Annotated in this window: 32 protein-coding genes; 19 read left to right on the top strand and 13 right to left on the bottom strand. The window is 71.9% G+C overall.

Annotation, left to right across the window (positions count from 1 at the left end):
• Positions 1–19 precede the first annotated feature (19 nt).
• On the top strand, positions 20–1084 hold the full coding sequence (gene dapE, locus BJ975_RS11370; protein WP_179425955.1) for a succinyl-diaminopimelate desuccinylase: 1065 nt from the start codon (positions 20–22) through the stop codon (positions 1082–1084).
• Position 1085: 1 nt separating this feature from the next.
• On the opposite strand, the gene BJ975_RS11365 is transcribed toward dapE, so the two are convergent.
• Positions 1086–1979, bottom strand: coding sequence for an SGNH/GDSL hydrolase family protein (locus BJ975_RS11365; protein ID WP_179425953.1), 894 nt, complete (start codon positions 1977–1979; stop codon positions 1086–1088).
• A 130-nt stretch (positions 1980–2109) separates the two neighbouring features.
• On the opposite strand from BJ975_RS11365, the gene BJ975_RS11360 reads away from it, so the two are divergent.
• The 3 genes from BJ975_RS11360 to BJ975_RS11350 all read left to right on the top strand — a co-directional run bounded on the left by BJ975_RS11360 (position 2110) and on the right by BJ975_RS11350 (position 3226).
• Positions 2110–2622 carry a hypothetical protein gene (locus BJ975_RS11360; protein WP_179425951.1) on the top strand — a complete coding sequence of 171 codons (513 nt, stop codon included), beginning with the start codon at positions 2110–2112 and terminating at the stop codon, positions 2620–2622.
• Positions 2623–2713: 91 nt separating this feature from the next.
• On the top strand, positions 2714–2875 hold the full coding sequence (locus tag BJ975_RS11355) for a DUF3117 domain-containing protein (protein ID WP_078700305.1): 162 nt from the start codon (positions 2714–2716) through the stop codon (positions 2873–2875).
• Positions 2876–2899: 24 nt separating this feature from the next.
• Complete coding sequence (locus tag BJ975_RS11350) at positions 2900–3226, top strand: hypothetical protein (RefSeq protein WP_269305635.1); 327 nt, start codon at positions 2900–2902, stop codon at positions 3224–3226.
• A 12-nt stretch (positions 3227–3238) separates the two neighbouring features.
• Here BJ975_RS11350 and BJ975_RS11345 read toward each other — a convergent pair whose 3' ends face one another.
• Complete coding sequence (locus tag BJ975_RS11345; RefSeq protein WP_179425947.1) at positions 3239–3868, bottom strand: O-methyltransferase; 630 nt, start codon at positions 3866–3868, stop codon at positions 3239–3241.
• Positions 3869–4018: 150 nt separating this feature from the next.
• On the opposite strand from BJ975_RS11345, the gene BJ975_RS11340 reads away from it, so the two are divergent.
• A complete protein-coding gene (locus BJ975_RS11340) occupies positions 4019–4579 on the top strand; it encodes a sigma-70 family RNA polymerase sigma factor (RefSeq protein WP_179425945.1) in 561 nt (186 codons plus the stop codon).
• Positions 4580–4585: 6 nt separating this feature from the next.
• Here the strand turns inward: BJ975_RS11340 and BJ975_RS11335 are convergent, their stop codons facing one another.
• Genes BJ975_RS11335 through BJ975_RS11320 form a run of 4 tightly spaced genes read right to left on the bottom strand, consistent with a single transcriptional unit; the run spans position 4586 to position 7873 of the window.
• Positions 4586–4897, bottom strand: a complete 312-nt coding sequence (locus tag BJ975_RS11335; RefSeq protein ID WP_269305639.1) for a sec-independent translocase — start codon at positions 4895–4897, stop codon at positions 4586–4588.
• A 10-nt stretch (positions 4898–4907) separates the two neighbouring features.
• Positions 4908–6059, bottom strand: coding sequence for an Mrp/NBP35 family ATP-binding protein (locus BJ975_RS11330; protein WP_179425943.1), 1152 nt, complete (start codon positions 6057–6059; stop codon positions 4908–4910).
• 43 nt (positions 6060–6102) lie between these two features.
• Complete coding sequence (locus BJ975_RS11325; protein ID WP_179425941.1) at positions 6103–6648, bottom strand: DUF1003 domain-containing protein; 546 nt, start codon at positions 6646–6648, stop codon at positions 6103–6105.
• Positions 6641–7873, bottom strand: a complete 1233-nt coding sequence (locus BJ975_RS11320; RefSeq protein ID WP_179425939.1) for a magnesium transporter MgtE N-terminal domain-containing protein — start codon at positions 7871–7873, stop codon at positions 6641–6643. Before BJ975_RS11320 ends, BJ975_RS11325 begins: the two co-directional genes overlap by 8 nt.
• 217 nt (positions 7874–8090) lie before the next feature.
• Between BJ975_RS11320 and BJ975_RS11315 the strand changes: the two genes are divergently transcribed.
• From BJ975_RS11315 to BJ975_RS11275, 9 genes are all read left to right on the top strand, one after another.
• Positions 8091–8972 carry a DMT family transporter gene (locus BJ975_RS11315; RefSeq protein ID WP_179425937.1) on the top strand — a complete coding sequence of 294 codons (882 nt, stop codon included), beginning with the start codon at positions 8091–8093 and terminating at the stop codon, positions 8970–8972.
• Between the two features lie 83 nt (positions 8973–9055).
• On the top strand, positions 9056–10249 hold the full coding sequence (locus BJ975_RS11310) for an acyl-CoA dehydrogenase family protein (RefSeq protein ID WP_179425935.1): 1194 nt from the start codon (positions 9056–9058) through the stop codon (positions 10247–10249).
• Positions 10250–10323: 74 nt separating this feature from the next.
• Positions 10324–10800: a general stress protein gene (locus BJ975_RS11305; RefSeq protein ID WP_179425933.1), complete on the top strand. Its 477-nt coding sequence runs from the start codon at positions 10324–10326 to the stop codon at positions 10798–10800.
• 109 nt (positions 10801–10909) lie between these two features.
• On the top strand, positions 10910–12214 hold the full coding sequence (locus tag BJ975_RS11300) for an endonuclease/exonuclease/phosphatase family protein (protein WP_179425931.1): 1305 nt from the start codon (positions 10910–10912) through the stop codon (positions 12212–12214).
• A 46-nt stretch (positions 12215–12260) separates the two neighbouring features.
• Positions 12261–13295 (top strand): MaoC family dehydratase, encoded by a 1035-nt coding sequence (locus tag BJ975_RS11295; protein WP_179425929.1) that lies wholly within the window; start codon positions 12261–12263, stop codon positions 13293–13295.
• A gap of 4 nt (positions 13296–13299) precedes the next feature.
• Complete coding sequence (locus tag BJ975_RS11290) at positions 13300–13905, top strand: histidine phosphatase family protein (protein ID WP_179425927.1); 606 nt, start codon at positions 13300–13302, stop codon at positions 13903–13905.
• Between the two features lie 10 nt (positions 13906–13915).
• A complete protein-coding gene (locus tag BJ975_RS11285; protein WP_179425925.1) occupies positions 13916–14740 on the top strand; it encodes a PHP domain-containing protein in 825 nt (274 codons plus the stop codon).
• Between the two features lie 88 nt (positions 14741–14828).
• Entirely contained in the window at positions 14829–15257 is a 429-nt protein-coding gene (locus BJ975_RS11280) for a hypothetical protein (RefSeq protein WP_179425923.1), read from the top strand.
• Positions 15254–15538: a transcriptional regulator gene (locus BJ975_RS11275; RefSeq protein ID WP_317628334.1), complete on the top strand. Its 285-nt coding sequence runs from the start codon at positions 15254–15256 to the stop codon at positions 15536–15538. Before BJ975_RS11280 ends, BJ975_RS11275 begins: the two co-directional genes overlap by 4 nt.
• Before the next feature lie 21 nt (positions 15539–15559).
• Here BJ975_RS11275 and BJ975_RS11270 read toward each other — a convergent pair whose 3' ends face one another.
• Genes BJ975_RS11270 through BJ975_RS11255 form a run of 4 tightly spaced genes read right to left on the bottom strand, consistent with a single transcriptional unit; the run spans position 15560 to position 19581 of the window.
• On the bottom strand, positions 15560–16393 hold the full coding sequence (locus BJ975_RS11270) for an alpha/beta fold hydrolase (RefSeq protein ID WP_179425921.1): 834 nt from the start codon (positions 16391–16393) through the stop codon (positions 15560–15562).
• Positions 16394–16397: 4 nt separating this feature from the next.
• Positions 16398–17156: an SDR family NAD(P)-dependent oxidoreductase gene (locus tag BJ975_RS11265; RefSeq protein WP_179425919.1), complete on the bottom strand. Its 759-nt coding sequence runs from the start codon at positions 17154–17156 to the stop codon at positions 16398–16400.
• A 17-nt stretch (positions 17157–17173) separates the two neighbouring features.
• Complete coding sequence (locus BJ975_RS11260; protein ID WP_179425917.1) at positions 17174–18754, bottom strand: ABC transporter permease; 1581 nt, start codon at positions 18752–18754, stop codon at positions 17174–17176.
• Entirely contained in the window at positions 18751–19581 is an 831-nt protein-coding gene (locus BJ975_RS11255; protein ID WP_317628335.1) for an ABC transporter ATP-binding protein, read from the bottom strand. The genes BJ975_RS11260 and BJ975_RS11255 overlap by 4 nt, the downstream gene beginning before the upstream one ends.
• Positions 19582–19740: 159 nt before the next feature.
• Here BJ975_RS11255 and BJ975_RS11250 point away from each other — a divergent pair, with 159 nt between their 5' ends.
• Complete coding sequence (locus tag BJ975_RS11250; RefSeq protein WP_179425915.1) at positions 19741–20499, top strand: ParA family protein; 759 nt, start codon at positions 19741–19743, stop codon at positions 20497–20499.
• Between the two features lie 86 nt (positions 20500–20585).
• Positions 20586–21269: a L,D-transpeptidase gene (locus BJ975_RS11245; protein WP_179425913.1), complete on the top strand. Its 684-nt coding sequence runs from the start codon at positions 20586–20588 to the stop codon at positions 21267–21269.
• A 108-nt stretch (positions 21270–21377) separates the two neighbouring features.
• On the opposite strand, the gene BJ975_RS11240 is transcribed toward BJ975_RS11245, so the two are convergent.
• Positions 21378–22838, bottom strand: coding sequence for a DEAD/DEAH box helicase (locus BJ975_RS11240; RefSeq protein WP_179425911.1), 1461 nt, complete (start codon positions 22836–22838; stop codon positions 21378–21380).
• A 170-nt stretch (positions 22839–23008) separates the two neighbouring features.
• On the opposite strand from BJ975_RS11240, the gene BJ975_RS11235 reads away from it, so the two are divergent.
• Positions 23009–23707 carry a ferritin-like fold-containing protein gene (locus tag BJ975_RS11235; RefSeq protein ID WP_179425909.1) on the top strand — a complete coding sequence of 233 codons (699 nt, stop codon included), beginning with the start codon at positions 23009–23011 and terminating at the stop codon, positions 23705–23707.
• Between the two features lie 13 nt (positions 23708–23720).
• Here the strand turns inward: BJ975_RS11235 and BJ975_RS11230 are convergent, their stop codons facing one another.
• Both BJ975_RS11230 and BJ975_RS11225 read right to left on the bottom strand, forming a co-directional pair.
• Complete coding sequence (locus BJ975_RS11230; RefSeq protein WP_317628336.1) at positions 23721–23957, bottom strand: DUF3107 domain-containing protein; 237 nt, start codon at positions 23955–23957, stop codon at positions 23721–23723.
• Entirely contained in the window at positions 23954–24589 is a 636-nt protein-coding gene (locus BJ975_RS11225) for a TetR/AcrR family transcriptional regulator (protein ID WP_179425907.1), read from the bottom strand. The genes BJ975_RS11230 and BJ975_RS11225 overlap by 4 nt, the downstream gene beginning before the upstream one ends.
• Before the next feature lie 171 nt (positions 24590–24760).
• On the opposite strand from BJ975_RS11225, the gene moeZ reads away from it, so the two are divergent.
• Both moeZ and BJ975_RS11215 read left to right on the top strand, forming a co-directional pair.
• Complete coding sequence (moeZ, locus tag BJ975_RS11220; protein ID WP_179425905.1) at positions 24761–25933, top strand: adenylyltransferase/sulfurtransferase MoeZ; 1173 nt, start codon at positions 24761–24763, stop codon at positions 25931–25933.
• Between the two features lie 41 nt (positions 25934–25974).
• Positions 25975–26265 carry an MGMT family protein gene (locus tag BJ975_RS11215; RefSeq protein ID WP_179425903.1) on the top strand — a complete coding sequence of 97 codons (291 nt, stop codon included), beginning with the start codon at positions 25975–25977 and terminating at the stop codon, positions 26263–26265.
• Positions 26266–26270: the final 5 nt, after the last annotated feature.

Here is a 26270-nt window from a genome sequence, read left to right as displayed (position 1 = left end):
GGGGCCTAGGGTGGAGGGCGTGAGCCTGGACCTGAGCGTCGACATCGTCACCCTGACCCGCGCCGTCGTGGACGTGCCGTCCGAGAGCCTCGACGAGGCCGTCCTGGCCGACGCGGTCGAGGCCGCGCTGCGGTCGCACGACCACCTCGAGGTGGTTCGCGACGGGCACACGATCATCGCCCGGACGAACCTCGGGCGGTCCGAGCGCGTCGTCATCGCCGGTCACCTCGACACCGTGCCCGAGAACGGCAACATGCCCTCGCGGCTCGAGGGCGACATCCTGTGGGGCCTGGGCACGTGCGACATGAAGGGCGGCGTCGCGATCGCGCTGAGCCTCGCCGCGGCCCTCGCCGAACCGGTCCGCGACGTCACGTGGGTGTTCTACGAGGCCGAGGAGATCGCCGCCGTCCACAACGGCCTCGGCCGCATCGCGCGCGAGCACCCCGAGTGGCTGGCGGGCGACTTCGCGATCCTCATGGAGCCGTCCAACGCGGGCGTCGAGGCCGGTTGCCAGGGCACGATGCGCGTCGACGTGCGCACCACCGGCGAGCGCGCCCACTCGGCCCGCTCGTGGATGGGGCACAACGCGATCCACGACCTCGCGCCGGTGCTGGCCACCCTCGCGACCTACGAGCCGCGCACGGTCGACATCGCCGGACTGACCTACCGCGAGGGACTCAACGCGGTCGGCGTCCGCGGGGGAGTGAGCGGCAACGTGATCCCCGACGAGGCGGTCCTCACCGTGAACTACCGCTTCGCGCCCGACCGCGACGAGGAGGCCGCGCTGGTCCACCTGCGCGAGGTCTTCGACGGCTTCGAGCTCACGGTCACCGACTCGGCGCCCGGCGCCCTGCCCGGCCTCGAGCGACCGGCCGCAGCCGCGTTCGTCGAGGCCGTCGGCGGCGAGGTGGGGCCGAAGTTCGGCTGGACCGACGTCGCGAAGTTCACCCTGCTCGGTGTCCCGGCGGTCAACTATGGTCCCGGCGACCCGATCTACGCGCACAAGGCCGACGAGCAGGTCCCGGTCGAGCACCTGCACCGCGTGCACGACCGCCTGCGTCGCTGGCTCAGCGGCGACGCGTGAGTCAGGACCGCAGCGCCCCCTCCACGAGCCGCGCGATCACGGTGTGGCCCGCGCTCGTGGGGTGGATGTCCCCGAGCGCGCAGTAGTAGGTGAGGGCACAGATGTCCTCGGCGCGCGCGGGGATCGTCCCGAAGTCGGGGGACACCACCGTCGCGTCGGGTGAGGCGTAGGCCCCGAACTCCTCGGTGACGTCGACGAACGCCGCATCGTGCTTGGCGTAGACCGCGCGCAGCGCCGGGTTGAGGATCGTGCGGAACATGTCCACGGTCTCGTCGGCCACGGCGCGGGCGACGTCGGAGTCGGGCCGGCGCACCGGCTCACCGGTCCAGAAGGCGGGGTAGGTCAACCCGACGATCGGCACGTCGGCGCCCACGCGCTCGCGGATCTGCCCCAGCAGCGCATCGATGGCGGCGGTGGTCTCGGGAACGGCCGCCTGCACGCACGAGCGCAGCTCGGCGTCCAGCGAGCAGCCTCGCAGATCGTTCGCCCCGAGCACCACCGTGACGAGCCTCACGTCGTCGCCGTAGCGGTCGAGGTGACGCACCACCGCGTCCGCGGGGGACCCGCCGTCCAGCGGCGGCGCGTCGGGTCCGCGCAACTCCTCGTCGCACGTCTCGCCCCCGACGAACGCGACCGCCGTGATCCCCGCGCAGCTGACGTTCACGAGCTCCAGGTCGCGGTCGCGCGCGACCTTCCAGGCGAACCCCGAGGTCGTGTTCTGCGCGGGCTCCCCGTCGAGAGCGGGCCGGTAGCCGGCGGCGTAGGAGTCGCCGATCGCGAGGTACTGCGGCCGTGCGTCGGAGGCCGGGGGAGCGACCCGGGTGGAGCAGGCGGTCAGGGCCGAGAGGGCGAGGGCCAGCGCGCAGGCCAGCCGCAGCGTCGTGGAAGATCGCACCCGTCCCACCGTAGTGTTCGGCGCCGCGACGTCCACTCGGAGCAAGCCTCAGGCTTCACCTGAAAGTTTGTCGGACCGCCGTCGGCGTGCCGTCACGAGTCCACCTCGCGCCCCGCCTAATCTGGGCCGCATGTCCAGCCGCACACTTCCCCGCTCGCTGCGCGTGACATCCGCCGCGATCGTGCTTGCTCTGGCCGCCGTCGTCGTCATCGCCGCTGTCGCGATGCAGACGATCCCGGCCCTCATCATGGCCTCCTGCGTGGCCCTCTCGGCCGGCATCACGTCGACCGTTCTCATGTCCGAGGAGATCCGCGAGGTTCGCCAGAAGTTCGCGAAGGACCGCGTGCGCGACGCGCGCGTCATCGCCGAGCGCGAGCGCGAGCACCTCGACGTCGACGCGTCCTTCCGTCGCGCCGTCTCCGAGCGCCTGCGAGCGAGCGAGGCCGAGATCTCCCGCCTGCGCGCCGACCTGGCCGCGGGCAGCGCCCAGATCGACGAGCTCGAGGAGCGTCTGGCCACCGAGCAGGAGCTCGTCGCGATGCTCGGTGTGCGCCCCGAGATCGACCCCCGCATCGTCACCCCGGCCGCCGAGGCCGAGGGCGCGGAGCGGGGCGACGCGTCCGGCGAGCTGCGCTCCGCCTGACGCTTTCGCCCCCTTGGCGTGATTCCGTCGTCGCGATGCGCGATAATGGATCCCGGCCCGAAAATTCGGGCGACCAACGAGAGGGGTACAGATGGCCGCCATGAAGCCTCGGACCGGCGACGGACCGATGGAGGTCACCAAGGAGGGACGCTGCATCGTCATGCGCGTCCCGCTCGAGGGCGGCGGACGTCTGGTGGTCGAGCTCAACAACGACGAGGCCGCCACGCTCGGTGACGCCCTCAAGGCCGTCTGAGCACGCTGGATGTACGGACTCTCCGTGCGTTGGCCCCTGGCCGACGCGCCTGACGGCGTGCTCGAGCAGCTGCACGAGTACGTCGAGTCCGAGTCCCACGCGAAGTTCGCGGGCCTGGCCGGCCTGCGCTTCAAGACGTGGCGAGCCCGCGAGGGCGAGTGGTTCGAGGGCACCTACGTCTTCGTCAGCGACGAGGCGCGAGCCGCGTTCCAGGCCGACTTCGAGACCCGGGCGGCCGACGCCCCGGGCACCGCGCTGATCGGCGCCCTGCCCGAGATCGAGCCGTTCGAGGTCGTCGCCGTCGTGCGCGGCCCGGCGGGCTTCCGCTCCTCCGCGCGCTTCGAGGGCTGACCGACCGCCGCGTCAGTGCGGCTTCTGCAGCACCAGCAGGCCGTCGCCGAGCGGCAGCAGCAGCGAGGACAGGTCCTCGTCGGCGCCCACGCGCTCCACGAGCTCGCGGATGGCCACGGTCTCGGGGTCGCGCTGCGAGGGGTCGGCCACGCGGTCGTGCCACAGGGCGTTGTCGAACACCACGAAGCCGCCGGCGCGGGTGAGGCGCAGCGCCTCGTCGAGGTACTCGCCGTACTCGACCTTGTCGCCGTCGCAGAACACCAGGTCGTAGCCGCCGTCGTTGAGCCGCGGCAGGACGTCGAGCGCCGACCCCGTGATGAGGCGGAAGCGCGTGGGGGAGATGCCGGCGGCGAGGAAGACCTGGCGGGCCAGGCGCTGGTTCTCGGCCTCGAGGTCCACCGAGGTCAGCACGCCGTCGGGCAGCATGCCGCGCAGCAGGGCGAGTCCGGAGACGCCGGTGCCCGTGCCGATCTCGGCGATGCTCTTGGCGCCGGCGGCGCCCGCCAGGAAGGTCAGCGCGGCGCGCGCGCCGGGCAGGACGGGGACCACGCCGACGGTCTCGGCGTGCTGGCGCGCAGTGCGCAGGTGGTCGTCCTCGGACCGGTACTGCTCGACGTAGGCCTGGCTGGCTTCGGAAGTCATCGTCCCCTCGCAATCGTTCGGCGGGTGGGTCCAGCCTATCGACGCGGAGCCCCGGGAGCGCAGGGGACGCGCGGGTCAGGGCCCACCGGACTTCGCCAACCGTCAGGGCGTTCTTCGACTGCTCTCAGGTTGAGGGTCGAGGATCGTGGCATGCCCGACGGGAAGCCCACGCTGCAGGACCAGGCCGAGATCTACGCCCAGCACGGGACCCAGGTCCGTCGCCTCGCCACGCGCCTCACCGGGAACCGTCAGGACGCCGAGGACCTCACGCAGGACGTGTTCGAGCGCGTGTTCACCTCGCTCGACCGCTACGAGGCCCGCAACCTGGCCGGCTGGCTCCACCGGATCACCACGAACCTCTTCCTCGACCGGGCCCGCCGCGCGGGTCGTCAGCCCACTGCGGCGTTGACCGACGCGCACGAGTCGCGCCTCGTCGACGACGGCGACCTGCCGCACGACCTCGTCCACGACGCCGGTTTCGACCCCGACATCGAGGCGGCGCTCGCGACGCTGCCCAGCCAGCTGCGCGTGGCCGTGGTGCTGTCCGACGTCGAGCAGCTCGAGCACGCGGAGATCGCGCTGTTGCTGGGCGTCAAGCCCGGCACGGTGCGCACGCGCGTGCACCGAGGCCGCGCCGCGCTGCGTCGCGAGCTGGCCCACCGCGAGCCCCGCGCGGGCCGCACCCGCGTCCTCGGCGCCCTCGGCATCTGACCGGAATCAGGTCGCCTCGGAGTCGAAGGGCGGGATCTCGCCCGGGCGCAGGATGCGCACGCTCGGGACGGGCGGGGGAGTCGTGTCCGAGAGGATCACGTCGCGCACCGCGGCCCGCGGGTCGAGGTCGCGCAGGTTGATGTCCTTGAACTCGTCGCCGAGCTCCTTGCCCAGCTCGGACTTGGCACTCTCGGCCATCTGGCGCACGGTCTTGACGAACTGCGCCGCCTGACGCGCCAGACCGGGAAGCCGGTCGGGTCCGAAGACGATGACGGCGACGACGGCGATCGCACCGATCTCCATCCAGCCCAGGCCCACGGGCGCGACCTTACAGTCGGCCGGCGGGGGCGAGGCCGAGCTGCATGCCGGCCAGGCCACGGGAACGGCCGCTGAGGCCGTCGGCGATCTGCTGGAGCACCTTGGCGCTCTCGGCGTCAGGATCCTCGATCACGATCGGGGAGCCGCTGTCGCCGCCCTCGCGCAGCTTCTCCTCCAGCGGCACCTGGCCGAGCAGGGAGATGTCGTAGCCCAGGCGCGCGGTCAGCGTGGTGGCCACCTCGGCGGCGCCGCCCGAGCCGAAGACCTCGAGCTTCTCGCCCGAGGGCAGCTGCAGCCACGACATGTTCTCGATGACGCCCACGACGCGCTGGTGCATCATCGAGGCCATCGTGCCGGCGCGCTCGGCCACCTGGGCCGCGGCCTGCTGCGGGGTCGTGACGACGACGACCTCGGCGTTGGGCAGGTGCTGCCCGAGGCTGATGGCCATGTCGCCGGTGCCCGGCGGGAGGTCGAGGAAGAGGGCGTCGAGGTCGCCCCAGTAGACGTCGGCCAGCATCTGCACGAGCGCGCGGTCGAGCATCGGGCCGCGCCAGGCGACGACCTGGTCCTTGCGGGGCTTGAGCATGCCGATGCTCATGACCTTCAGCGACACGTCGCCGACCTGGGCCGGGACGGGCATGATCATGTCCTCGACCTGGGTGGGGCGCTGGTCGCCCACGCCGAGCATGTCGGGGATCGAGTGGCCGTAGATGTCGGCGTCGACGACGCCGACCTTGAGGCCGCGCTTGGCCATCGCGACGGCGAGGTTCACGGTGACGGACGACTTGCCGACACCACCCTTGCCCGAGGCGATCGCGTAGACCTTGGTGAGCGAGCCGGCCTGGGCGAAGGGGATCTCGCGCTCGGCGCGGCCGCCGCGGAGGTGCTCCTGCATCGCCTTGCGCTGCTCGTCGGTCATGACGCCCATGTCGACGCGGACCGTGTGGGCCGGGGCGACCTTGGCCACGGCGGCGGTGACGTCGCGCGTCAGCGTGTCCTTGAGCGGGCAGCCGGCGACGGTGAGCAGGAGGCGGACGACGATCTCGGTCTCGCCGATCGTGACGGTGTCGACCATCCCCAGCTCGGTGATCGGGCGCTTGATCTCGGGATCGTTGACGGTCGAGAGCGCCTCGGTGATCTGGTCCTGGGTGACGTCAGCCATGCCGTGAAGTCTACGGGGCCCTATCGAACGTCCGGGGGTCGCGTCAAGGTCCGGACGGTGAGGGCCGGTCGGGCCGGGTCCGGTCCTGCTCGTCGGGCTCCTCGTCCTTGTCCAGCTCGGCCAGGAAGCCGCGCAGCTCGCTGCGCAGGAAGTCGCGGGTGGCGACCTCGCCGAGGCCGATCCGCAGGCTCGCCACCTCGCGCGCCAGGAACTCCATGTCGGCGTGCGAGCGGCTGGCCGCCTCGCGGTCCTGCTCGGCGGCGATGCGGTCGCGCGCCTCCTGCCGGTTCTGCGCGAGCAGGATCAGCGGCGCGGCGTACGACGCCTGCAACGACAGGATCAGCGTGAGGAAGATGAAGGGGTACTCGTCCCAGCGCGGACGGTCGGGGCCGTACGGCACGTTCCACACGATCCACACGAAGATGAACAGCGTCATCCAGGCGATGAACGTGGCGGTGCCGAGGAAGCGCGCGGCGGACTCGGCGAAGCGGCCGAAGCGCTCGGGATCGGCGTCCTTGCGGGCGGCGAGGTTGCGGCGCAGGCCCCGGCGCAGGTCGCGCGGCTGGTCGAGGCGTTCGCGGTCAGCCATGCTCACGCCATCCCTTCGGGAGCAGGTGGTCGAGCACGTCGTCGATCGTCACGACGCCCAGCAGGTGCTGGTTCTCGTCGACGACCGGGACGGCGACGAGGTTGTACGCCGCCAGCAGGCCCGCGACCTCGGCCAGCGAGGCCTCCGGGCGCGGCCAGTCGATGTCGTTGACGATGATCTGGCTGACCAGCGTGGAGGGCGGCTCGCGCAGCAGCGCCTGGAAGTGGGCGGCGCCCAGGAAGCGGCCGGTGGGGGTCTCCAGCGGCGGCCGGCACACGTAGACCATCGAGGCCAGCGCGACGCTCAGCTCGGGCTCGCGGACCAGGGCCAGCGCGTCGGCGATCGTGGCGCTCGGGTCGAGGACGACCGGCTCGGTGGTCATCATGCCGCCGGCGGTGCGCTCCTCGTAGGAGAGGAGGCGTCGGACGTCCTCGGCGTCGTCGGGCTCCATGAGGCCGAGGAGCTCCTCGGCGGTCTGCGCGGGCAGCTCGCCGAGCAGGTCGGCCGCGTCGTCGGGGTCCATCTCGCCCAGCACGTCGGCGCCGCGGCTCGGGTCGAGGATGCCGAGCACCTCGACCTGCAGGGCCTCGGGCATCTCCTCGAGGACGTCGGCGAGGCGCTCGTCGCCGAACTCGCGCACGATCTCCATGCGGCGCTTGGGCGGCAGGTCGCGCAGCGCGTTGGCGATGTCGGCCGGGCGCATCTCGTCCATCATCGCGAGCAGGTGGGTGGCGCCCTGGGCGGCGGTCTCGCTGGCCAGTCCGCGGACCTCGTCCCACTCGACGACGTGGCTGGTGCCGCGGCGGCCGAAGCGCTTGTGGGGCTCGGCGACGGCGACGGCGGAGACGTACCAGTCGCGGCGCGGGTCCTGCTCGATCGCGATGTCGTAGAGGGCGGCCGGCGTGCCGTCGGCGAGCGTGACCTGGCGGTCGAACAGCTCGTGCACGGCGAGGGTCTCGGTGGAGCGCTGCTGGAAGCGACGGAGGTTCAGCACGCCCGTGGTGATGACCTGACCGGAATCCATCGAGGTGACCCGGGTGATCGGCAGGAACACGCGGCGCCGGCCGAGGACCTCGACGACGAGGCCGAGCACGCGCGGGCGCTGGGTGGCGCTGCGGACGGCGACGACGACGTCGCGCAGCTTGCCGACCTGGTCGCCCACGGGGTCGAAGACGGCCTGCCCGACGAGACGGGACACGAAGATCCGGGTCGGCTGGCTGCTCACGGGTCCGAGGCTACCGGCCGGGGGTCGCCCGCCGCTGGGGGCTGGTGGGGCGGTGAGTGGTCAACCCTACGGTCGGCGGACGGCTGATGGGCGGTGAGCCAGCAACCGGACCGAAGGCCGATGGGGTTGATGGCGCACCGCCCGAGCGAGGGAAGGGTTGAGGACTCACCGCCTCCCCAGCACGCGGGTCACCGGAAGGGCGGGGGAGACTGACGCGGTGAACTATCTGCTCGCGCTCGTCGCGGTGATCGGCGTGTCGATGTCGGGTCCGCTGATGGCGGCCACGGCGGCACCGGCGCTCGCGATCGCCTTCTGGCGCAACGCCATGGCCACGGGCCTGCTGGCGCCGATCGCGCTGACCCGGCACCGCACCGCGATCACGGGACAGGACCGGCACGGGTGGACGCTGGCCATCGTCGCGGGCGCCGCGCTGGCCGCGCACTTCGCCTGCTGGGTCGGCTCGCTCAAGCTGACCTCGGTCGCGGCGGCCACGGCGCTGGTCTCGATGCAGGTCCTCTTCGTCATCGCGATCGACGCGCTGCGGGGTCGGCGCGCCGCGCCCGCCGTGGTCGCCGGCTCCCTCCTCGCCGTGGTCGGCGTGGCCGCGATCTCCGGCGTCGACCTCTCGCTGTCGAAGGAGGCGCTGTGGGGCGACGCGCTGGCGCTCGCCGGCGGCCTGTTCGCCGCGATCTACGTCGTGGTGGGCGCCCGCGTGCGGGAGACGCTCTCGACGACCGCCTACACCTTCACCTGCTACGGCATCTGCTCGGCGATCCTGCTCGTCGTCTGCCTCGTCGCCGGCGTCCCGCTGGGCGGCTGGTCGGCCCGGGCCTGGGTGATGATCGTGGCGGTCATGGTGTGCGCGCAGCTGCTCGGGCATTCCGTCATCAACCACCTGCTGGCCGTCATGTCGCCCGTGGTCGTGTCGCTCATGCTGCTGCTCGAGGTGCCCGGGGCGGCCCTGCTGGCCGCGGCGTTCCTGGGCGAGTCGCTGCCGTGGCTGACGTACGGCGGCATCGTGCTGATCCTCGCCGGCCTCGCCGTGGTGACCGCGTCCACGGGGCGGGCGCGCCGGGCCGAGACCCTCGTCGCCGACTGAATCCGCGCGGTCCCCACCCGGTGCCCGGCAGCGCGCCACTGTAGGCTCGCCCCGATTCCCACCGAGATTCGAGGAGCACCGTCATGGGGCGTCTTGTCAGCACCGAGGGCCTGACCGAAGAGCAGGTCGAGATCCTCAAGGTCGTTCGCCAGTTCGTCGAGAAGGAGATCATTCCGGTCGCGACGGACCTGGAGCACAAGGACGAGTACCCGACCGACATCGTCGAGGGCCTCAAGGAGCTCGGCATCTTCGGCCTGATGATCCCCGAGGAGTACGGCGGACTCGGCGAGTCGCTGCTGACCTACGCGCTCGTGGTCGAGGAGATCGCGCGCGGCTGGATGAGCGTCTCGGGCGTCATCAACACGCACTTCATCGTCGCCTACATGCTGATCCAGCACGGCACCGACGAGCAGAAGCAGAAGTACCTGCCGAAGATGGCCACCGGAGAGGTCCGCGGCGCCTTCAGCATGAGCGAGCCCTCGCTCGGCTCCGACGTCTCGGCCATCTCCACCAAGGCCACCAAGCAGGACGACGGCTCGTACGAGATCACCGGCCAGAAGATGTGGCTGACGAACGGCGGCTCGTCCACGCTCGTCGCGGTGCTGACCAAGACCGACGAGGGCTCGGACAGCGTCTACAAGAACATGACCACCTTCCTCATCGAGAAGGAGCCGGGCTTCGGCGAGACGGCCCAGGGCGTCACGGTGCCCGGCAAGATCGAGAAGATGGGCTACAAGGGCATCGACACCACCGAGATGATCCTGGAGAAGCACCAGATCTCGGCGGACCAGATCCTCGGCGGCACGCCCGGCCAGGGCTTCTACCAGATGATGGACGGCGTCGAGGTCGGCCGCGTCAACGTCGGCGCCCGCGCCGTCGGCATCGCGAACCGCGCCTTCGAGCTGGGCATCGCGTACGCGCAGCAGCGCGAGACGTTCGGCAAGCCGATCGCCCAGCACCAGGCCATCCTGTTCCGCCTGGCCGAGATGGCCACCAAGGTCGAGGCCGCCCACACGATGGTCGTGCGGGCCGCGCGCCTGAAGGACTCGGGCAAGCGCATGGACGTCGAGGCCGGCATGGCCAAGATGCTCGCGAGCGAGTACTGCAACGAGGTCGTCGAGGCGTCGTTCCGCATCCACGGCGGCTACGGCTACTCCAAGGAGTACGAGATCGAGCGGCTCTACCGCGAGTCGGCCTTCATGCTGATCGGCGAGGGCACGTCCGACATCCAGAAGATGATCATCGGGCGCAACCTGCTCAAGGACTACAAGCTCTGAGTCCCGCGACGAGAACCCCGCATCCACTCCGTGGACGCGGGGTTCTCGTGCGTTCACGGGTCTAGGCTGGCCGCATGGCCCAGATCTTCTCGTTGGAGTACCCGCAGTCCCTCGGCGTCTACGACGACTACGACGCGGCGCAGAAGGCCGTCGACCACCTCTCCGACCACGACTTCCCGGTCGAGAACGTGCTCATCGTCGGCACCGAGCTCAAGCAGCTGGAGCGCGTCACCGGGCGCCTCACGTGGGGGCGGGTGATCCTCAGCGGCGTGCTCGGCGGCGCCTGGTTCGGCCTGCTCATCGGCCTGCTGCTGGGCATCTTCGCCGCGGAGGGCGACTGGCTCGCGGCGGTCCTCACCGGCATCCTGCTCGGCGTCGTGTGGGGCGCGATCATCGCGGCGGTGGGCTACGCCTCCACCCGCGGGCAGCGCGACTTCAGCAGCGTCAAGACGATCCTGCCGAGCAAGTACGAGCTGCTCGTCGAGCACAAGCACCTCGCGCGGGGCCAGGAGCTGCTCGCGGGCCTGCCCGGCGCCACCCCGACGTTCTGACGCGCGTCCGCTGCGGCGGATGTGACGGTTTTTTGTTGGAGTGACGCGTGGGAACGTAGGATGGGAGACCGTGCGACCGGGTGGGTCGCACGTCCTCCGGAGGTCTCCCGTGCGTTCCCCTCGTGCTGCCCTGGCGCTGGCCCTCGCCGTCGCCGCCGGCCTGCTCGTCGCCCCGCTCGCCGCCGTCGCGCCCGCGTCGGCGGCCAACGCGCGCTGCGCGGCGTACCACGACGTGGTCCGCGAGACCTCGGCCGGCGGAGTGCTCGCCGGGCGTACGCCGCTGCTCGCGGCGTCGTACAACATCGCGGGCTACAACGCCTCGGCCGGCACGATGCCCGGCTGGGAGTCGCGCGCCGACCGCGTGGTCGGCATGATCATGCGCTGCTCGCCCGACGTGATCGGCCTGCAGGAGGCCTCGGAGGCCTGGATGCAGCGCCGCCCGCCCGGCTCGCGCAACCACGCGCAGTTCGAGCACGTCGTCGACCTCATGAATGCGCGCACGCCCGGCGCGCCGTACCGCGTCACCAACACGTACCGGAAGTCGTGCCCGACCACCGGCCCGAACCCCGCCGTCTGGAACGGCACGTGGCACGGCGAGCGCGCCCCGTGGCGCACGTGCACGACCTCGGCCTCGGCCAGCTCCTCGGACAACCGCACCGTCTACGACTCGCGCGTCCTCGAGGTCGTGCGCCACGGCTCGCGCCCGCTGTCCAGCGCCACCAGCACGAAGCGCACGCTGGACTGGACGATCTTCCGCGTCCGCGCCACCGGCAAGCAGTTCCTCTTCGCCAACACGCACCTCGACGCCCGCTACCGCGGCAAGGCCATCACGACCTCGGCGTCGAACTCGTTCCGCCGCAAGCAGGCGGCCCAGGTGCTCGCGACCGTCAAGCAGCTGCGCGCGGGCAGCCTGCCGGCCGTCCTGGTGGGCGACCTGAACAGCAACGGCCGCACCCGCAGCACGACCGCCGTGGACGACTTCACGCGCGCCGGCCTGGTCGACCTGCTCGGCACCGACCGCCGCGTCTACCGCTCCAAGAGCGCGAAGTGGCGCGGCTCGTGCAAGTCCGTCGGCGTGACCTCGTCGCTGTCCGCCACCCGCTTCGCCCGCGTGCCGCTGCACGTCAAGCGACGCATCAACGTCTCGTACAACTCGTCCAACGCCGTCGCGGGCAAGGGCCCGGGCAGCGCGAAGAACACGTGCATGTACCGCGACAAGAAGCTCAAGCGTCCGCGCGGCTCGACGCCGGCGGCGTACTACAAGCACCAGGGCACGCGGATCGACTACGTGCTCGCGGCGGGCATCCGAGCGCGCGGCTGGGAGACGGTCGTGGACGCCAACCTGCGCACCGCGCGCTACCGCGCGACCCCGCCGTCGGACCACCACATGGTCGCGGCGACGCTCGCGTTCTGACGATCCGCCATGATGGTCCCGCACCATCGGCGACAGTGAGGACGACATGAGCAAGACGAACCCGGGCAACTTCTTCGAGGACTTCACGCTCGGACAGGTGATCCAGCACGCCACGCCGCGCACGATCACCGAGGGTGACCGCGCCGTCTACGGCTCGCTGTACCCCACGCGGTTCGCGGTGCCCTCGTCCGCGGCGTTCGCCGCCTCGGTGGGCCTCGACCCGCACCCGGTGGAGGACCTCATCGGGTTCCACGTCGCGTTCGGCAAGACCGTGCCCGACGTCTCGCTCAACGCGGTCGCGAACCTCGGCTACGCGGAGTGCCGCTTCCACGCGCCGATCGTCCCGGGCGACACGATCTCCACCTCGTCGGAGGTCATCGGCCTGAAGCAGAACTCCAACGGCAAGTCCGGCGTCGTCTACGTGCGCTCCACCGCCACGAACCAGCGCGACGAGGTCGTCCTGGACTGGGCGCGCTGGGTCATGGTGCACAAGCGCGACACCGAGGCCGCCGCGCCCGAGACCGTGATCCCCGAGCTGGCGCCGTTCGTGGCCCCTGAGGAACTCGTCGTCCCGCAGGGGCTCGACTTCACCGGGTACGACTTCGTCGCCGCCGGCGAGCCGCACCGGTTCGACGACTACGAGGTCGGCGAGCGGATCGATCACGTCGACGGCGTCACCCTCACCGCCTCGGAGCACCAGCAGGCCACGCGCCTGTGGCAGAACACGGCCAAGGTGCACTTCAACGTCGAGGCGCGTCCCGACGGCAACAACCTCGTCTACGGCGGCCACGTCATCTCGCTGGCGCGCGCCCTGTCGTTCAACGGTCTCGCGAACGCCCAGCTGATCGCCGCGATCAACGCCGGCGCGCACACGTCGCCCGCGTTCGCCGGCGACACGATCTACGCGTGGAGCGAGGTGCTCGACAAGGCCGAGACCTCCGCGCCCGGCGTCGGCGCGCTGCGGCTGCGGCTCGTCGCCACCAAGGGCCGTGACGAGGCGATGACCCTCAGGGGCGAGGACGGCAAGTACGCGCCTGGCGTGCTGCTGGACCTCGACTACTGGGTCCTCGTGCCACGCTGAGTCCATGAGCGCCGAGCAGGAGCCCGAGACCAGCGAGCTGTGGCTCGTCCGTCACGGCGAGACGGAGTGGAGCCGCTCGTGGAAGCACACGTCGGTCACCGACGTCGAGCTGACCGCCCTCGGGCGCGAGCAGGCCGAGGCGCTGCGCCCGCAGCTGTCGGGCGTGCGGTTCGACCGCGTCTGGAGCAGCCCGCGGCGTCGCGCGCTCGTGACGGCCGAGCTGGCCGGCTTCGAGCCCGAGGTGGTCGAGGACGTCGTCGAGTGGAACTACGGCGAGTACGAGGGCATCACGACGCAGCAGATCCGCCAGACCGTGCCGGACTGGACCGTGTGGTCGCACCCGACGCCCGGGGGAGAGACGGCCGAGCAGCTCGGCGCGCGCCTCGACCGCGTGGTGGAGCGGGCGCGGTCGCTCGGCGGGCGCACGCTGGTGTTCGCCCACGCGCACTCGCTGCGCGTCCTGGCGGCGCGCTGGCTGGGCCTCGAGGTGGCCGACGGACGGGTGTTCGCGATCGACACGGCGACCTACTCGGTGCTCGGCGACGACCGGGGTCAGCCGGTGGTCCAGCAGTGGAACGTCCAGCAGGGCGGTCGCGCGAGCAGGGCCTAGTCTTCTGAACGTGCGCATCGACCTCCACACCCACTCGACGCGGTCCGACGGCACCGACACGCCCGGCGACCTCGTGCGCAAGGCGAAGGCCGAGGGACTCGACGCGATCGCCCTCACCGACCACGACGCGACCGAGGGCTGGGCCGAGGCGCAGGAGGCCGCCGACGAGGTGGGCCTGCGGCTCATCCGCGGCATCGAGATCTCCACGCAGTTCGAGGGGCTCAGCGTGCACCTGCTGGGCTACGAGTTCGACCCGACGTACGCGCCGCTCGTGGAGGAGCTGGAGCGCGTGCTGGGTGGCCGCAACCAGCGCCTGCCGCGGATCCTCGACAAGCTCGCGGCGCTGGGGATGCCGCTCACCGAGCAGGAGGTGCTGGCGGTGGCCGGCGACGCCGCCGCGTGGGGGCGCCCGCACGTGGCCGACGCGATGATCGCCAAGGGCTACATCCAGGACCGCGACGAGGCGTTCCGCGACTGGCTCGTTCCCGGCAAGCCCGCGTACGTCGCGCGCTACGCCGCGAGCCTCTTCGACGCCGTGCGGCTCGTGCGCGAGGCGGGCGGACGGCCCGTGATCGCCCACGCCTGGGCGCGCGACAGCCGCGGCAAGGTCACCCCCGACCTGCTGGCCGAGCTCGCGGAGGTCGGCCTCGCCGGCATCGAGGTCGACCACCCCGACCACGACGCCCGCGCCCGCGCCGAGCTCGCGGCCATCGCCGCCGACCTCGACCTCGCCCGGACGGGCTCCAGCGACCACCACGGCACCGGCAAGGGCTCCGCGTTCCACCTCGGCGCGAACCTCACCGATCCCGAGCAGCTGGAGCGCCTCCTCGGCTGACTTTCCGTATCGGCTTGCCGCAGTGGCTTGCCACAATGGAAAGTCGGGGTCTAGACTTTCCGTGTTGGCAAGTCGAGACGGAGGCATCATGACGGAACGGGACGAGGCGCGAGAGGCGCTCGAGCAGATCGCCGCCACGCGGCGCGAGACGGCGCACCGGGCTGCGAGCCCGCGTGGCTACTACGCGGTGGCGGGCTTCGGGATGGGGCTCGTGATCCTCGGGTTGGGGCTCGACGGCTGGGTCCGCTGGCTGCTCTACGCGGTCGGCCTGGCGACGACCTTCGGGGCGATGACCTGGTACACGAAGCACACGGGCATCGTCACGTTCGCGACGCTGCGCGAGCCGGGCGCCTGGCGTGCGTGGCTGATGGTGGCCGTCTCGCTGGTCTCGCTCGGCCTGGCGTTCCTCGGGCCCGTGGTCGCGGCCGTGGCCGCGCTGGTGACCACCGCGACGTGGGCCGTGCTCGGTCCGCGCTGGGACGCCGACTGGGTGCGCAGCATCGAGGAGCAGCCGTGAGCTCGGACGGATTCGACCCGCTGATCCACGCCCCGCACCGGCTGCAGATCTGCGCGATCCTCGACACCGTCGACAAGACGGAGTTCGCGCTGCTGCGCGAGCGGCTCGACGTGAGCGAGTCGGTGCTGAGCAAGCAGGTCAAGGCGCTCGAGGACGCCGGCTACGTCAAGGTCACCAAGGCCACCCGCGCCGGTCGGGTCCGCTCCTGGGCCGCCTTCACCAAGGCAGGCCGCGCCGCCTACCGCGGCCACGTCGAGGCCCTCCGCGCCATCGTCGGCTGACCGCCGCGGCTCCGGAAGGCGTCAGTGGGCGAGCAGGAAGCCGCGCCAGTCGTCGACGAGCTCCTCGGGGGCCTCGACGGCGGGGGAGTGGGCCGCGGAGGGCAGCACGACGATCTCGGTGCCCAGGCGCTCGGCCATCTCGGCCTGCGCGTCGTGGGGCCAGGCGTCGTCGGTCTCGCCGCGCGCGACCCACACGGGCACGCCGGTGGCGGCGACCTCGTCCACCCGGTCGGGGGCGTCCAGCAGGTGCTGTGTCATCGCCTTGAGCGAGGCCGGCGCGTTGGCCGTGAACCGCTTCGCGAGGAAGGCCGTGATCTGCGCGGGGCGCTTGATGCCCTGCTCGCGCAGCTGGTGGATGTCGAGCAGCGGCACCTTGCCGATCGCCGCGGCGATCCGCTGCAGCGGCCGGGTGGGGGAGTCGCCGAGCGCGCCCGGGCCCGTGCACAGCAGGCTGAGGCTGCGGACCCGCTGCGGGTGCGCGATCGTCAGGGTCTGCGCCACGAGCCCGCCGAACGAGTGGCCCAAGAGGTGGAACCGCTCGTCCTCGAGAAGGGTGTCGGCGACGGCGAGCGCGTCCTCGGCGAGCGCGTCGAGCGAGTAGTCGTCGAGCGGGTCACCGGGCGACTCGTACTGCCCGCGCTGGTCGAAGGCGACGACGTCGTACCCGAGCGCCGCGAGCAGCGGCAGGACGGGCGTGAAGTCCTCCTTGCTGCCGGTCCAGCCGGGCACGAGCAGGATCGAGCCGAGCCGCTCGCCGGTGGCGCGGGCCAGGTGCACGGCGTGCTCGGTGCGGGACGTCTCGGCGCGGAGGACCTCGACGCCCTCGGGGATGTCGAGGGTCTTGGGAACGCTCACCGGGTCATCGACCCCGCTGCGCGATCTTCGCGACCACCGTGGCCGGAGCATGGCGGGCGATCGCGGCGAGGACCTTGTACCGCGCCGACGGCACGGAGATCGCCTTGCCGCGCTCGAGGTCGCGCAGCGAGCCCTTGACGACGGCGTCGGCCTTGAGCCACATCCACCGCGGCACGTCGCCGATCTCGGCGCCCATCCGCTGGTGGAACTCGGTGCGGGTGAAACCCGGGCACAGCGCCTGCACGGTGATGCCCACGTCGGAGTAGTGCCAGTTGGCCCACTGGGAGAGGTTCACGAGCCATGCCTTGTGCGCGGAGTAGGCCCCCCGCGGGGTGAACGCGGCGACGCTGGCGACGTTGATGATCCCGCCCTGTCCGCGTCCGGACATCGACTTGATGGCGGCGTCCATGAGGTGCATCGGGGCTCGCACCAGCAGGTCGAGCTGGCGGTCCTCGTCGGCGATGTCGGTGGTGCCGAACCAGCCGGCGAGCGAGGCGCCGGCGTTGTTGACCAGCAGGTCGATCGGGCGGCCGGACTCGGACAGGCGGTCGGCGACGCGATCCATGCCCTGCAGGGTGGTGAGGTCGGCGGTGATGACCTCGACCTCGACCCGGTGCGCGTCGGTCAGCTCGGCCGCGACCTGCTCCAGCCGGACGGTGTCTCGGGCGACGAGGACGAGGTTCGTCCCCCGTCGCGCCAGCTGCCGGGCGAACGCGTTTCCGATGCCGGCGGTGGCGCCGGTGATCAGGGCCGTGCGGGTCATGGAGCCCAGCATGCCAGTCACGCGAGGTCCCGGCCCCGGTAGGCCCACCAGCCCACCCCGAGGAGGGCGGCCGCGACACCCGAGAGAGCCAGCGTCGACACGGGATCGGCGCCCTCGAGCGGGAGGTGGGGGACGTGCGTGAAGGGCGACAGCCACAGGGCGGCGTCGGGCAGGCCGAGGAGCTCCCCGATCTGTCCCAGCGTGCCGAAGGCGACGAGGACGCCCCAGCCGACCACGGCCCAGCGGGCTCGGCACGCGAACAGCAGCACCCCGACGGCCACCGTGACCCAGGCGGCGGGCGCCTGTCCGAGGGCCGCCTCGACGATCCGGGCCGGGGAGTGGTCGGTGCCCTGCCGGACGCCGAGTGCCAGGGCGAGCCCCGCGACGAGCAGCAGCCACGTGACGCCGCCCAGCGCGAGCGTCACGACCGACCAGTACGCGCGGGCGCGGGTCACCCGCGTGGACAGGACCATCTCGGTGCGCCCGTCGCGCTCGTCGTCCGCGGCGTGGGTCAGGATCGTGATGCCGAAGCAGCACACGATGAGCGCCGCGATCGAGGCGATCGACGCGATCATCGTGTCGCGCAGGGCACCCGTGCCGCCGAGCCCCTCCAGCAGGCGCTCGGTCTCGTCGGACAGGATGCCGTCGAGGTTCGGCGAGATCGCGCCGAACAGCAGTCCCATCAGCGCGACCGCGGCCGTCCAGCCCCACAGCGGCGCCACGTGGGACCTCACGCCGAGGGCGAGGGGACCGGCGAGCCAGCCCGGACCTCGGGCCGGACCCGGCCGCGGCGCGAGCAGGCCCGCGCCGAGGTCGCGCCGGGCCGCGAGCGCGACCGCGACGGCGGCCGCCGCGACGGCCAGCGCGACGTACAGGCCCAGCACCCACCACCGGGTGTCCCCGTAGGCCTGCAGGCGCGTGTTCCACCCGAACGGCGACAGCCAGCTCAGCCACTCCGCGCCGGAGGCGTCACCGGCGGCCCTGGCGACGAACAGGACCGCGAGGACCGCGGCGGCGAGCCCGGCGCACGTGCGGGCGCTCGCCGAGACCTGGCAGCACACGGCGGTGATCGCCGCTCCCACGAGTCCCGTCCCGGCCCATGCCGCGCCGAACGCCACCGAGCCGGTCCACGGCAGGCCCGCGAGGGCGTTCGTCACGGCGACGAGCAGCCCGAGGAGGGCGGAGACCACGGCCGCGAGGCCGAGCGCGGTGACCAGCGGCGCGAGCCGTCCGACGCCGGCGCCGCCGAGGAGCTCGGCGCGACCGGTCTCCTCCTCGCTCCGCGTGTGTCGGCGGACGAGGAACAGCGTCATCACGGCGACCAGGACCGAGTAGGTCACGGTCATCTTGGTCATCGCGAGCTCGCCGAGGCTCGTCGGGTCGAGGACGGGTCCGTAGAGGGCGACGATGCCGGCGCTCGCGTTGAGACCGGCCGCCGCGGCCACCCGGTCGGCCTCGGTCGGGTAGAGGCCCGGGGTGACCGCCGCCGACGTGCCGCACACGAGCGTCAGGACCGCGAGCCACGCGGGGATCGACCACCGGTCGCGTCGCACCGCCAGCCGCAGCAGCGTGGGCGCGCCGGCCAAGGTCTGGCTCATGGGACCTGCTCGGCCGGAGTGGACTGGTAGGCGTCGAGGAACAGCTCCTCCAGCGTCGGCGGCGTGCTGGTGAGCGACTCGACCTGGGCCCCGGCCAGGGCGCCCAGCAGCGGTGTCATCGCCTCGGCATCTACGGTGCACGACACGGTGCAGCCCTCGACGCGGACGTCGTGCACGCCGTCGAGCCGCAGCCCCGCGACCGCCTCGGGCCGGGCGACGGTCGCCGTCACGCGGCTGCGGCGCAGGTGACGCAGGTCGGCCAAGGCGCCGCTCTCCACGGTGCGGCCCTCGCGGATGATCGTGACGCTGTCGGCCAGTCGCTCGACCTCGCCGAGGACGTGGCTCGACAAGAGCACGGTGGACCCGGCCGCGCGGTGCTCGGCCACGCAGCCGACGAACACCTGCTCCATCAGCGGGTCGAGCCCGGACGTCGGCTCGTCCAGGAGCAGCAGGTCGCTGGGCGCGGCCAGGGCGGCGACCAGCGCCACCTTCTGCCGGTTGCCCTTCGAGTACGCGCGGGCCCGCTTCGCGGGGTCGAGCTCGAACGCGTCGACCAGCTCGTCCCGGCGCGTGCGGCGCGGCTCGAAGCCGCGGGTCCGCAGCAGCAGGTCGACGATCTCGCCGCCGGTCAGGTTCGGCCACAGCACGACGTCGCCCGGCACGTACGCCAGTCGCCGGTGCAGGGCGACCGTGTCGCTCCACGGGTCCAGCCCGAGCACCGTCGCGGTGCCGGCGTCGTGACGCAGGAGGCCCAGCAGGCAGCGGAGCGCCGTGGACTTGCCGGCCCCGTTCGGGCCGAGGAACCCGTGCACCTCGCCCGCCTTCACGGTCAGGTCGAACGCGTCCAGCGCGCGGAACGATCTTCACGAGACCGCGCACGGCCACCACGTCGTCCATGCCGCCACGCTAGGCAGCCGGCGGGTTCACGTGGCGGACGCGCGCTCGTCCGCGTCCCGACGGTCGCCCGTCGATGGCACAATTGCCGCGTGACCACCACCGTGGCCCTCGCCAACCAGAAGGGCGGCGTCGCCAAGACCACCAGCGTCGCGTCGCTCGGGGCCGCGCTCCTCGAGGAGCGACAGCGCGTGCTCCTGGTCGACCTCGATCCGCAGGGCAGCCTCACGTTCTCCCTCGGCATCGACCCCGAGGAGCTCGACGTCACGATCGCCGAGGTGCTGCTGGGCAAGGCGCCCGCCGGCGACGCGATCGTCACCACCGAGGAGGGCCTGGACCTGCTACCGGCGAACATCGCGCTGGCCGAGGCCGAGGAGAACCTCGTCACCCGCACCGGCCGCGAGCAGCGGCTGCGGGTCGCGCTGGCGAAGATCGCCGACGACTACGACTGGATCCTGCTGGACTGCCCGCCCGCGCTGGGCGTGCTCACGGTGGGCGCGCTGTCGGCCGCCGACGAGGTGGTCATCCCGCTGCAGGCCGAGACGCTCTCGCACCGCGGCGTCGGCCAGCTGCTCGACACCATCCACGACGTGCGCCAGTTCATCAATCCCGATCTGGTGATCCGCGGCGTGCTGGCCACGATGTACGACGGCCGCACCGCGCACGCGCGCAACGTCCTGGCGGCCATCGGCGACACCTACGACCTCGAGGTCCTCGAGCCCCCGATCCCCAAGACCATCCGCTTCGCCGAGGCGCCCGCGATCGGCCGCTCGATCCTCAGCACGGCGCGTGCCCACAAGGGGGCCGACGCCTACCGCGCCGTCGCCCGCGTCCTGGTCGGGGCCCGATGACCGGACCCGACGGGCCCGGCGAGTCCGCCACGCGCACACCGCGCGAAGTCGGCCATCGGCGCAAGGTCGCGCCTACCGTGGAGGACATGGCTTCCCCGCCCCGTGTCCGTCTCGGCCGCGTCGCCGCGCTCATCGGCGCCGTCGCGCTCACCGCCACCGTCTCCGCGGTCTCGCTCGTGCGCGAGCCCGCGACGTCCGCCACCGCCGGAACCGGCACCGCCGTCGTCGAGACGGTGGCTCCCGTGATCACGGCCGCCGGCGAGCAGGCGCACACCACGCGCGAGCTCGCCCTCCAGACCCAGCGCACGAAGGCCCTGGCCGAGAAGAAGGCGAAGCAGCAGGCCGCGAAGGCGAAGGCCAGCCCGCCGCCCCCGGCGAGCTCCGGTGAGGGACGCCGCATCGTGTTCGACCAGTCCGACCAGCGGGTCTGGCTGATCGAGGCCGACGGGACCGTCGACCGCACCTACCTCGTCTCGGGGAGCCGCTTCGACAACCTCCAGCCGGGCAGCTACGCCGTGCAGTCGCGCACGCGGCACGCCACGAGCTTCGACTACACCGGCACGATGGAGTACTTCGTGCAGTTCACGACCGGCCAGAACGCGCCCATCGGCTTCCACTCGATCCCGGTCTACAACAACGGCAAGCCGGAACAGACCATCGAGCAGCTGGGCCAGGCCCTGTCGGCGGGCTGCATCCGCCAGGAGAAGTCGGACGCCAAGTACCTCTGGGACTGGGCACCCGACGGCACTCCGGTCGTCGTCACGGCGTGACGGCGACGAGCCCGGCCCACTTCACGAGGTTTCCTGTCACTTCACAGGGTTCGCAAACCTCGCTCAGTGACAGTTTCCCCGGTTAACCGGGGAAACTGTCACGTCGCGTCAGGACGCGGAGGCGGGGGTGGAGCCGGAGGCCTGCTCGCCCGAGGGACGGCGGCGACGGCGGCGGCGACGCGCCTGGCCCTCGCCGGCCGGCTTGTCCTCGCCCGAGGTCGCGGAGGCCGTCTCGGCCGCGGGACGCTCGGCGCCCTCGACGGGCTGGCCGCCGCGGGTGCGCTGACGGCTGCGGCTGCGGTTGCGGCTGCCACCGTCGCGACGATCGCCGTCGCGCTTCTGGCCGTCGCGGCCGCCCTCGGAGCGGGGCTCCTTCGGCGCCGGCGGCTTCAGACGACCCTTGACGTTGCGGTCGATGCCGAGGTCGTGGAACAGGTGGTCCGACGTGGAGTACGTCTCCTGCGGCTCGTCGTAGGGCAGGTCGAGCGCCTTGTTGATGAGCTTCCAGCGCTGGATGTCGGCCCAGTCGACGAACGTGACCGCGGTGCCGGTCGCGCCGGCGCGACCGGTGCGGCCGATGCGGTGCACGTAGGTCTTGTCGTCCTCGGGGCACGTGTAGTTGATGACGTGGCTGATGTTCGCCACGTCGATGCCGCGGGCGGCGACGTCGGTGGCGACCAGGATGCTGACCTTGCCCTCGCGGAAGCCGTCGAGCGCCTTCTCGCGGGCCTTCTGGGCCATGTCGCCGTGCAGCGGCGAGGCCGGGAAGCCGCGGTCGGCCAGGTCGTCGGCCACGCGCTGCGCCTGGCGCTTGGTGCGCGTGAAGATCACGACGCGCTCGACGTCGTCGGCCTGCAGGATGCGGGCGACGACCTCGGGCTTGTCCATGTCGTGCGCCTGCCAGACGAACTGGCTCGTGGCGGGCACGGTCTGGCCGGCCTCGGCCGACTCGGCACGGATGTTCATCGGGTGGCGCATGTGCTTGCGCGCCAGGGTGACGATCGAGGACGGCATCGTCGCGCTGAACAGCATCGTCTGGCGGGTCTCGGGCGTGCGCGCGAGGATCGACTCGACGTCGGGCAGGAAACCCAGGTCGAGCATCTCGTCGGCCTCGTCGAGGACGAGCGACTTGACGTGGCTGATGTCGAGCGCGCCGCGGTTGACGAGGTCGAGGATGCGGCCCGGGGTGCCGACGACGATGTCGACGCCGGCCTCGAGGGCCTCGAGCTGCGGCTCGTAGGGCACGCCGCCGTAGATGGTGAGGTTGCGCGTGCCGCGGTTCTTCGAGGCCGTGGCGACGTCGCCGGCGACCTGGATCGCGAGCTCGCGCGTCGGCGCGACGATGAGGGCCTGGGGCTTGCCCGGCTCGACCAGCTGGTCGTAGTCGGGGTCGTGCGGCGCCACGGTGCGCTGGATGACGGGGATGGAGAAGGCCAGCGTCTTGCCGGTGCCGGTGCGGGCCTGTCCGATGAGGTCGGTGCCCACGAGGGCGACCGAGAGGGTCATCTCCTGGATGGGGAAGGCCTCGATGATGCCCTTGTCGGCGAGGGCGTCGGCGATCTCGGGCATGACGCCCAGTTCGGTGAAGGTAGTCAGGGGTCTGCTCTGGTTTCTGTGCGCGATCTACTGTCAGCGGATCTGAAATGGCTTGGATCCTGTGGCGACAGGATCGGCGAATACCCCTCCACTGTAACGTCGCGTGCCTCGGGCCGGGCGGACGCCGCGCTACAGTCCCGATCATGAGCTCCGATGCGACCCCCGGTGGACCCCTCGACGACCCCGACTACCGTGCGGGCGTGGTCGAGCTGCTGGCCCTGCTCAGCTACGGCGAGCTCAGCGCCGTGGAGCAGCTCAACCAGGACGCCCAGGAGGCGCCCGACCTGCGCACCAAGGTCGCGATCCAGACGATGGCCGCGTCGGAGTGGAGCCACTTCGTGCAGCTGCGCGACCGCCTCGTCGAGCTGGGGGAGGACCCCTACGCGGTGATGGACTCGTTCCGCACCACGTTCAGCCGCTTCCACGGCAAGACCGAGCCGTCGGACTGGCTCGAGGGCCTGCTGAAGGCCTACGTGGGCGACGGGTTGGCGGCCGACTTCTACCGCGAGATCGCGGCGTTCCTCGACGCCGACACCCGCCAGCTGGTGCTGGAGACGATGAGCCAGACGGGCAACAGCGAGTTCGTCGTCGACCAGGTGCGCGAGGCGATCGCCGCGGACCCGCGGGTGGCCGGAAGGCTCGCGCTGTGGGGCCGGCGACTGATGGGCGAGGCGCTCAGCCAGGCCCAGATGGTGGTGGCCGAGCGCGACGTGCTGACGGCCGTGGTGGTCGGTGCCGCGGATCGACCGGGCGGCTTCGACCTGGCCTCGATCGGGCGCATGTTCACGCGCATCACCGAGGCCCATGCCGAGCGCATGGCCCGCCTCGGGCTGGACGCCTGAGGCGGGCGCCGGCTCAGGAGCTCGTGAGGCCGAAGCCGACCTTGCGGCCGCTGTCGGCGTTGAAGTACAGGTAGGCGACCTTGTCGGCCGGCACGGCCACGGTGTGACCCTTGCTGTCGGTCAGGGTGAACAGCGAGTCGTCCTTGAGGGCGTCGTTCAGGGTCGCCAGCACCTTGTCGGGCTCGACGTCGGTGTCGACGGACAGCTCACGGGCGGCGTTCTGCACGCCGATCTTGACCTCCACGGTCACTCATCTCCTTGGTTGGTGGGCTTGGGGAACCCGCCGATCCCGCGCCAGGCGAGAGTCGAGGCGAGTGTGACGGCGTCGTCGCGCGACAGGCCCGACGCGCCGGACAGCCAGGCGCGGGCGCCGACGTGGCCCATGCCGACGAGGCCGGCGGCGAGCAGCTCGGCGGCGCCCTGCGACAGGCCGGTGTCCTCGACGATCACGTCGGCGATCGCCGCGGCGGACTCGGAGGTGACCCGGTCGACGAGCTCGCGGACCTCGGGATCACTGGTGAGGTCGGACTCGAAGACGAGGCGGAACGCCTTCTCCCGGTCGGCGACGCTGTCGTACCACAGGCGCATGCTGGCTTGGACGCGCTCGCGGTTGTCCTGGGTGGACGCGAGCGCCTCGCGCACGCCCTCGATCACCGTGTCGACGGCCGAGGAGACCAGCGCGGTGTAGAGGTCGAGCTTGCCGGGGAAGTGCTGGTAGAGCACGGGCTTGGAGACGCCCGCGCGCTCGGCGATCTCGTCCATCGAGGCCGCGTGGTAGCCCTGCTCGACGAACACGTCGAGGGCCACGTCGAGCAGTTGGGCCCGCCGAGCGGTGCGCGGCAGCCGTCCAGCGCGGGGCCGAGCCTCAGGGGTCTGGGTCACGCCCCAACCCTAGCGGTCGGTTACCCACCGGTCGCTTGCAGCGCGGCGTTGCGGGCCGTGTGGCGTGCTGTCCACCCAGCGGACGGCCCGCCACATGCTGGGACCGGACGGGAACAATGGTCGTCGGCGCCGGGTTGAGCCCGGTGAGCCCCGCAATCGAAGGAGAAGCCCGTGGTCGCGCCCCTGGTCGAGCCCGCCGACGAACTGACGATCGACGAAGTCCGTCGGTACAGCCGTCACCTGATCATTCCCGACGTCGGGATGACGGGACAGAAGCGCCTCAAGAACGCGAAGGTCCTCGTGATCGGCGCGGGCGGTCTCGGCAGCCCCGCGCTGCTGTACCTGGCCGCCGCCGGCGTCGGCACGCTGGGCATCATCGACGACGACGTCGTCGACGAGTCCAACCTGCAGCGCCAGATCATCCACGGGCAGTCCGACATCGACAAGCCGAAGGTGCAGAGCGCCGCGGAGGCGGTCGCGGAGGCCAACCCCTACGTCAACGTCATCACGCACCACGTGCGCCTGGACAACGACAACGTGCTGGACATCTTCAGCCAGTACGACCTGATCCTCGACGGCACCGACAACTTCGCGACGCGCTACCTCGTGAACGACGCGGCCGTCATCCTCAACAAGCCGTACGTGTGGGGCTCGATCTACCGCTTCGAGGGCCAGGTCTCGGTCTTCTGGGCGCAGGAGGGTCCGCAGTACCGCGATCTCTACCCCGAGCCGCCGCCGCCGGGCATGGTCCCGTCGTGCGCCGAGGGCGGCGTGCTGGGCGTCCTGTGCGCCTCGATCGGCTCGATCATGGTCACCGAGGCGATCAAGCTGATCACCGGCATCGGCGATCCGCTGATCGGCCGCCTCATGGTCTACGACGCGCTCGAGATGCGGTACACGACGCTCAAGGTCCGCCGCGACCCGAACGGCGTGCTGCCGACCGAGCTGCTGGGCGACTACGAGGCGTTCTGCGGCGCGATCAGCGACGAGGCCGCCGACGCCGCGGCCGACTCGACGATCTCGGTCGCCACGCTCGAGAGCTGGCTCAAGGAGCGCGGCGACGGTGGTCGGGACTTCGTCCTGGTCGACGTGCGCGAGCCGAACGAGTACGAGATCAACCGCATCCCCGGATCGGTCCTGATCCCCAAGGGCGAGGTCCTCGCGGGCCGTGCCTTCGACCAGCTGCCGCAGGACAAGCAGGTCGTCCTGCACTGCAAGTCGGGCGTCCGCTCGGCCGAGGCCCTCGCGGTGCTCAAGGGCGCCGGCTACTCCGACGCCGTGCACGTCGGCGGCGGCGTCGTGGCCTGGGTCAACCAGATCGACCCGAGCCAGCCCAACTACTGACCGCTCGTCGTGGCCCCGGTCCTGCTGACAGGATCGGGGTCATGGACGAGGAGTTCACCGAGGCCGTCCTCGAGGTCGTCGAGCAGATCCCGCCGGGGTGCGTCGCCACCTACGGCCTGATCGCCGAGCGGCTGGGGCGCGGCGGCGCGCGTCAGGTCGGACGCGTGATGTCGCTCGAGGGCGGCGGCGTCCCGTGGTGGCGCGTCGTGCGCGCCGACGGCTCCCTGCCCGCTCATCTCGTGATCGACGCCCAGCAGCACTGGCGCGACGAGGGCACTCCCGTCCGCAGCGGCCGGGTGATCGTGAAGGACGCCCTCGCGCCGGACTTCTGATCCTC

The organism is Aeromicrobium tamlense, from assembly GCF_013408555.1.
Taxonomy (GTDB): Bacteria; Actinomycetota; Actinomycetes; order Propionibacteriales; family Nocardioidaceae; genus Aeromicrobium; species Aeromicrobium tamlense.
This window is presented reverse-complemented; position numbering and strand designations above follow the sequence as displayed.

What these genes read in the sequence shown, in the direction of transcription:
- BJ975_RS11345 (WP_179425947.1), bottom strand. Translation starts at nt 3,868, where the DNA reads ATGACTTCCGAAGCCAGCCAGGCCTACGTCGAGCAGTACCGGTCCGAG.
- BJ975_RS11245 (WP_179425913.1), top strand. Translation starts at nt 20,586, where the DNA reads ATGGCTTCCCCGCCCCGTGTCCGTCTCGGCCGCGTCGCCGCGCTCATC.
- BJ975_RS11340 (WP_179425945.1), top strand. Translation starts at nt 4,019, where the DNA reads ATGCCCGACGGGAAGCCCACGCTGCAGGACCAGGCCGAGATCTACGCC.
- BJ975_RS11295 (WP_179425929.1), top strand. Translation starts at nt 12,261, where the DNA reads ATGAGCAAGACGAACCCGGGCAACTTCTTCGAGGACTTCACGCTCGGA.
- BJ975_RS11290 (WP_179425927.1), top strand. Translation starts at nt 13,300, where the DNA reads ATGAGCGCCGAGCAGGAGCCCGAGACCAGCGAGCTGTGGCTCGTCCGT.
- BJ975_RS11360 (WP_179425951.1), top strand. Translation starts at nt 2,110, where the DNA reads ATGTCCAGCCGCACACTTCCCCGCTCGCTGCGCGTGACATCCGCCGCG.
- BJ975_RS11330 (WP_179425943.1), bottom strand. Translation starts at nt 6,059, where the DNA reads ATGGCTGACGTCACCCAGGACCAGATCACCGAGGCGCTCTCGACCGTC.
- BJ975_RS11310 (WP_179425935.1), top strand. Translation starts at nt 9,056, where the DNA reads ATGGGGCGTCTTGTCAGCACCGAGGGCCTGACCGAAGAGCAGGTCGAG.
- BJ975_RS11355 (WP_078700305.1), top strand. Translation starts at nt 2,714, where the DNA reads ATGGCCGCCATGAAGCCTCGGACCGGCGACGGACCGATGGAGGTCACC.
- BJ975_RS11240 (WP_179425911.1), bottom strand. Translation starts at nt 22,838, where the DNA reads ATGCCCGAGATCGCCGACGCCCTCGCCGACAAGGGCATCATCGAGGCC.
- BJ975_RS11260 (WP_179425917.1), bottom strand. Translation starts at nt 18,754, where the DNA reads ATGAGCCAGACCTTGGCCGGCGCGCCCACGCTGCTGCGGCTGGCGGTG.
- BJ975_RS11325 (WP_179425941.1), bottom strand. Translation starts at nt 6,648, where the DNA reads ATGGCTGACCGCGAACGCCTCGACCAGCCGCGCGACCTGCGCCGGGGC.
- BJ975_RS11215 (WP_179425903.1), top strand. Translation starts at nt 25,975, where the DNA reads ATGGACGAGGAGTTCACCGAGGCCGTCCTCGAGGTCGTCGAGCAGATC.
- BJ975_RS11265 (WP_179425919.1), bottom strand. Translation starts at nt 17,156, where the DNA reads ATGACCCGCACGGCCCTGATCACCGGCGCCACCGCCGGCATCGGAAAC.
- BJ975_RS11235 (WP_179425909.1), top strand. Translation starts at nt 23,009, where the DNA reads ATGAGCTCCGATGCGACCCCCGGTGGACCCCTCGACGACCCCGACTAC.
- BJ975_RS11305 (WP_179425933.1), top strand. Translation starts at nt 10,324, where the DNA reads ATGGCCCAGATCTTCTCGTTGGAGTACCCGCAGTCCCTCGGCGTCTAC.
- BJ975_RS11280 (WP_179425923.1), top strand. Translation starts at nt 14,829, where the DNA reads ATGACGGAACGGGACGAGGCGCGAGAGGCGCTCGAGCAGATCGCCGCC.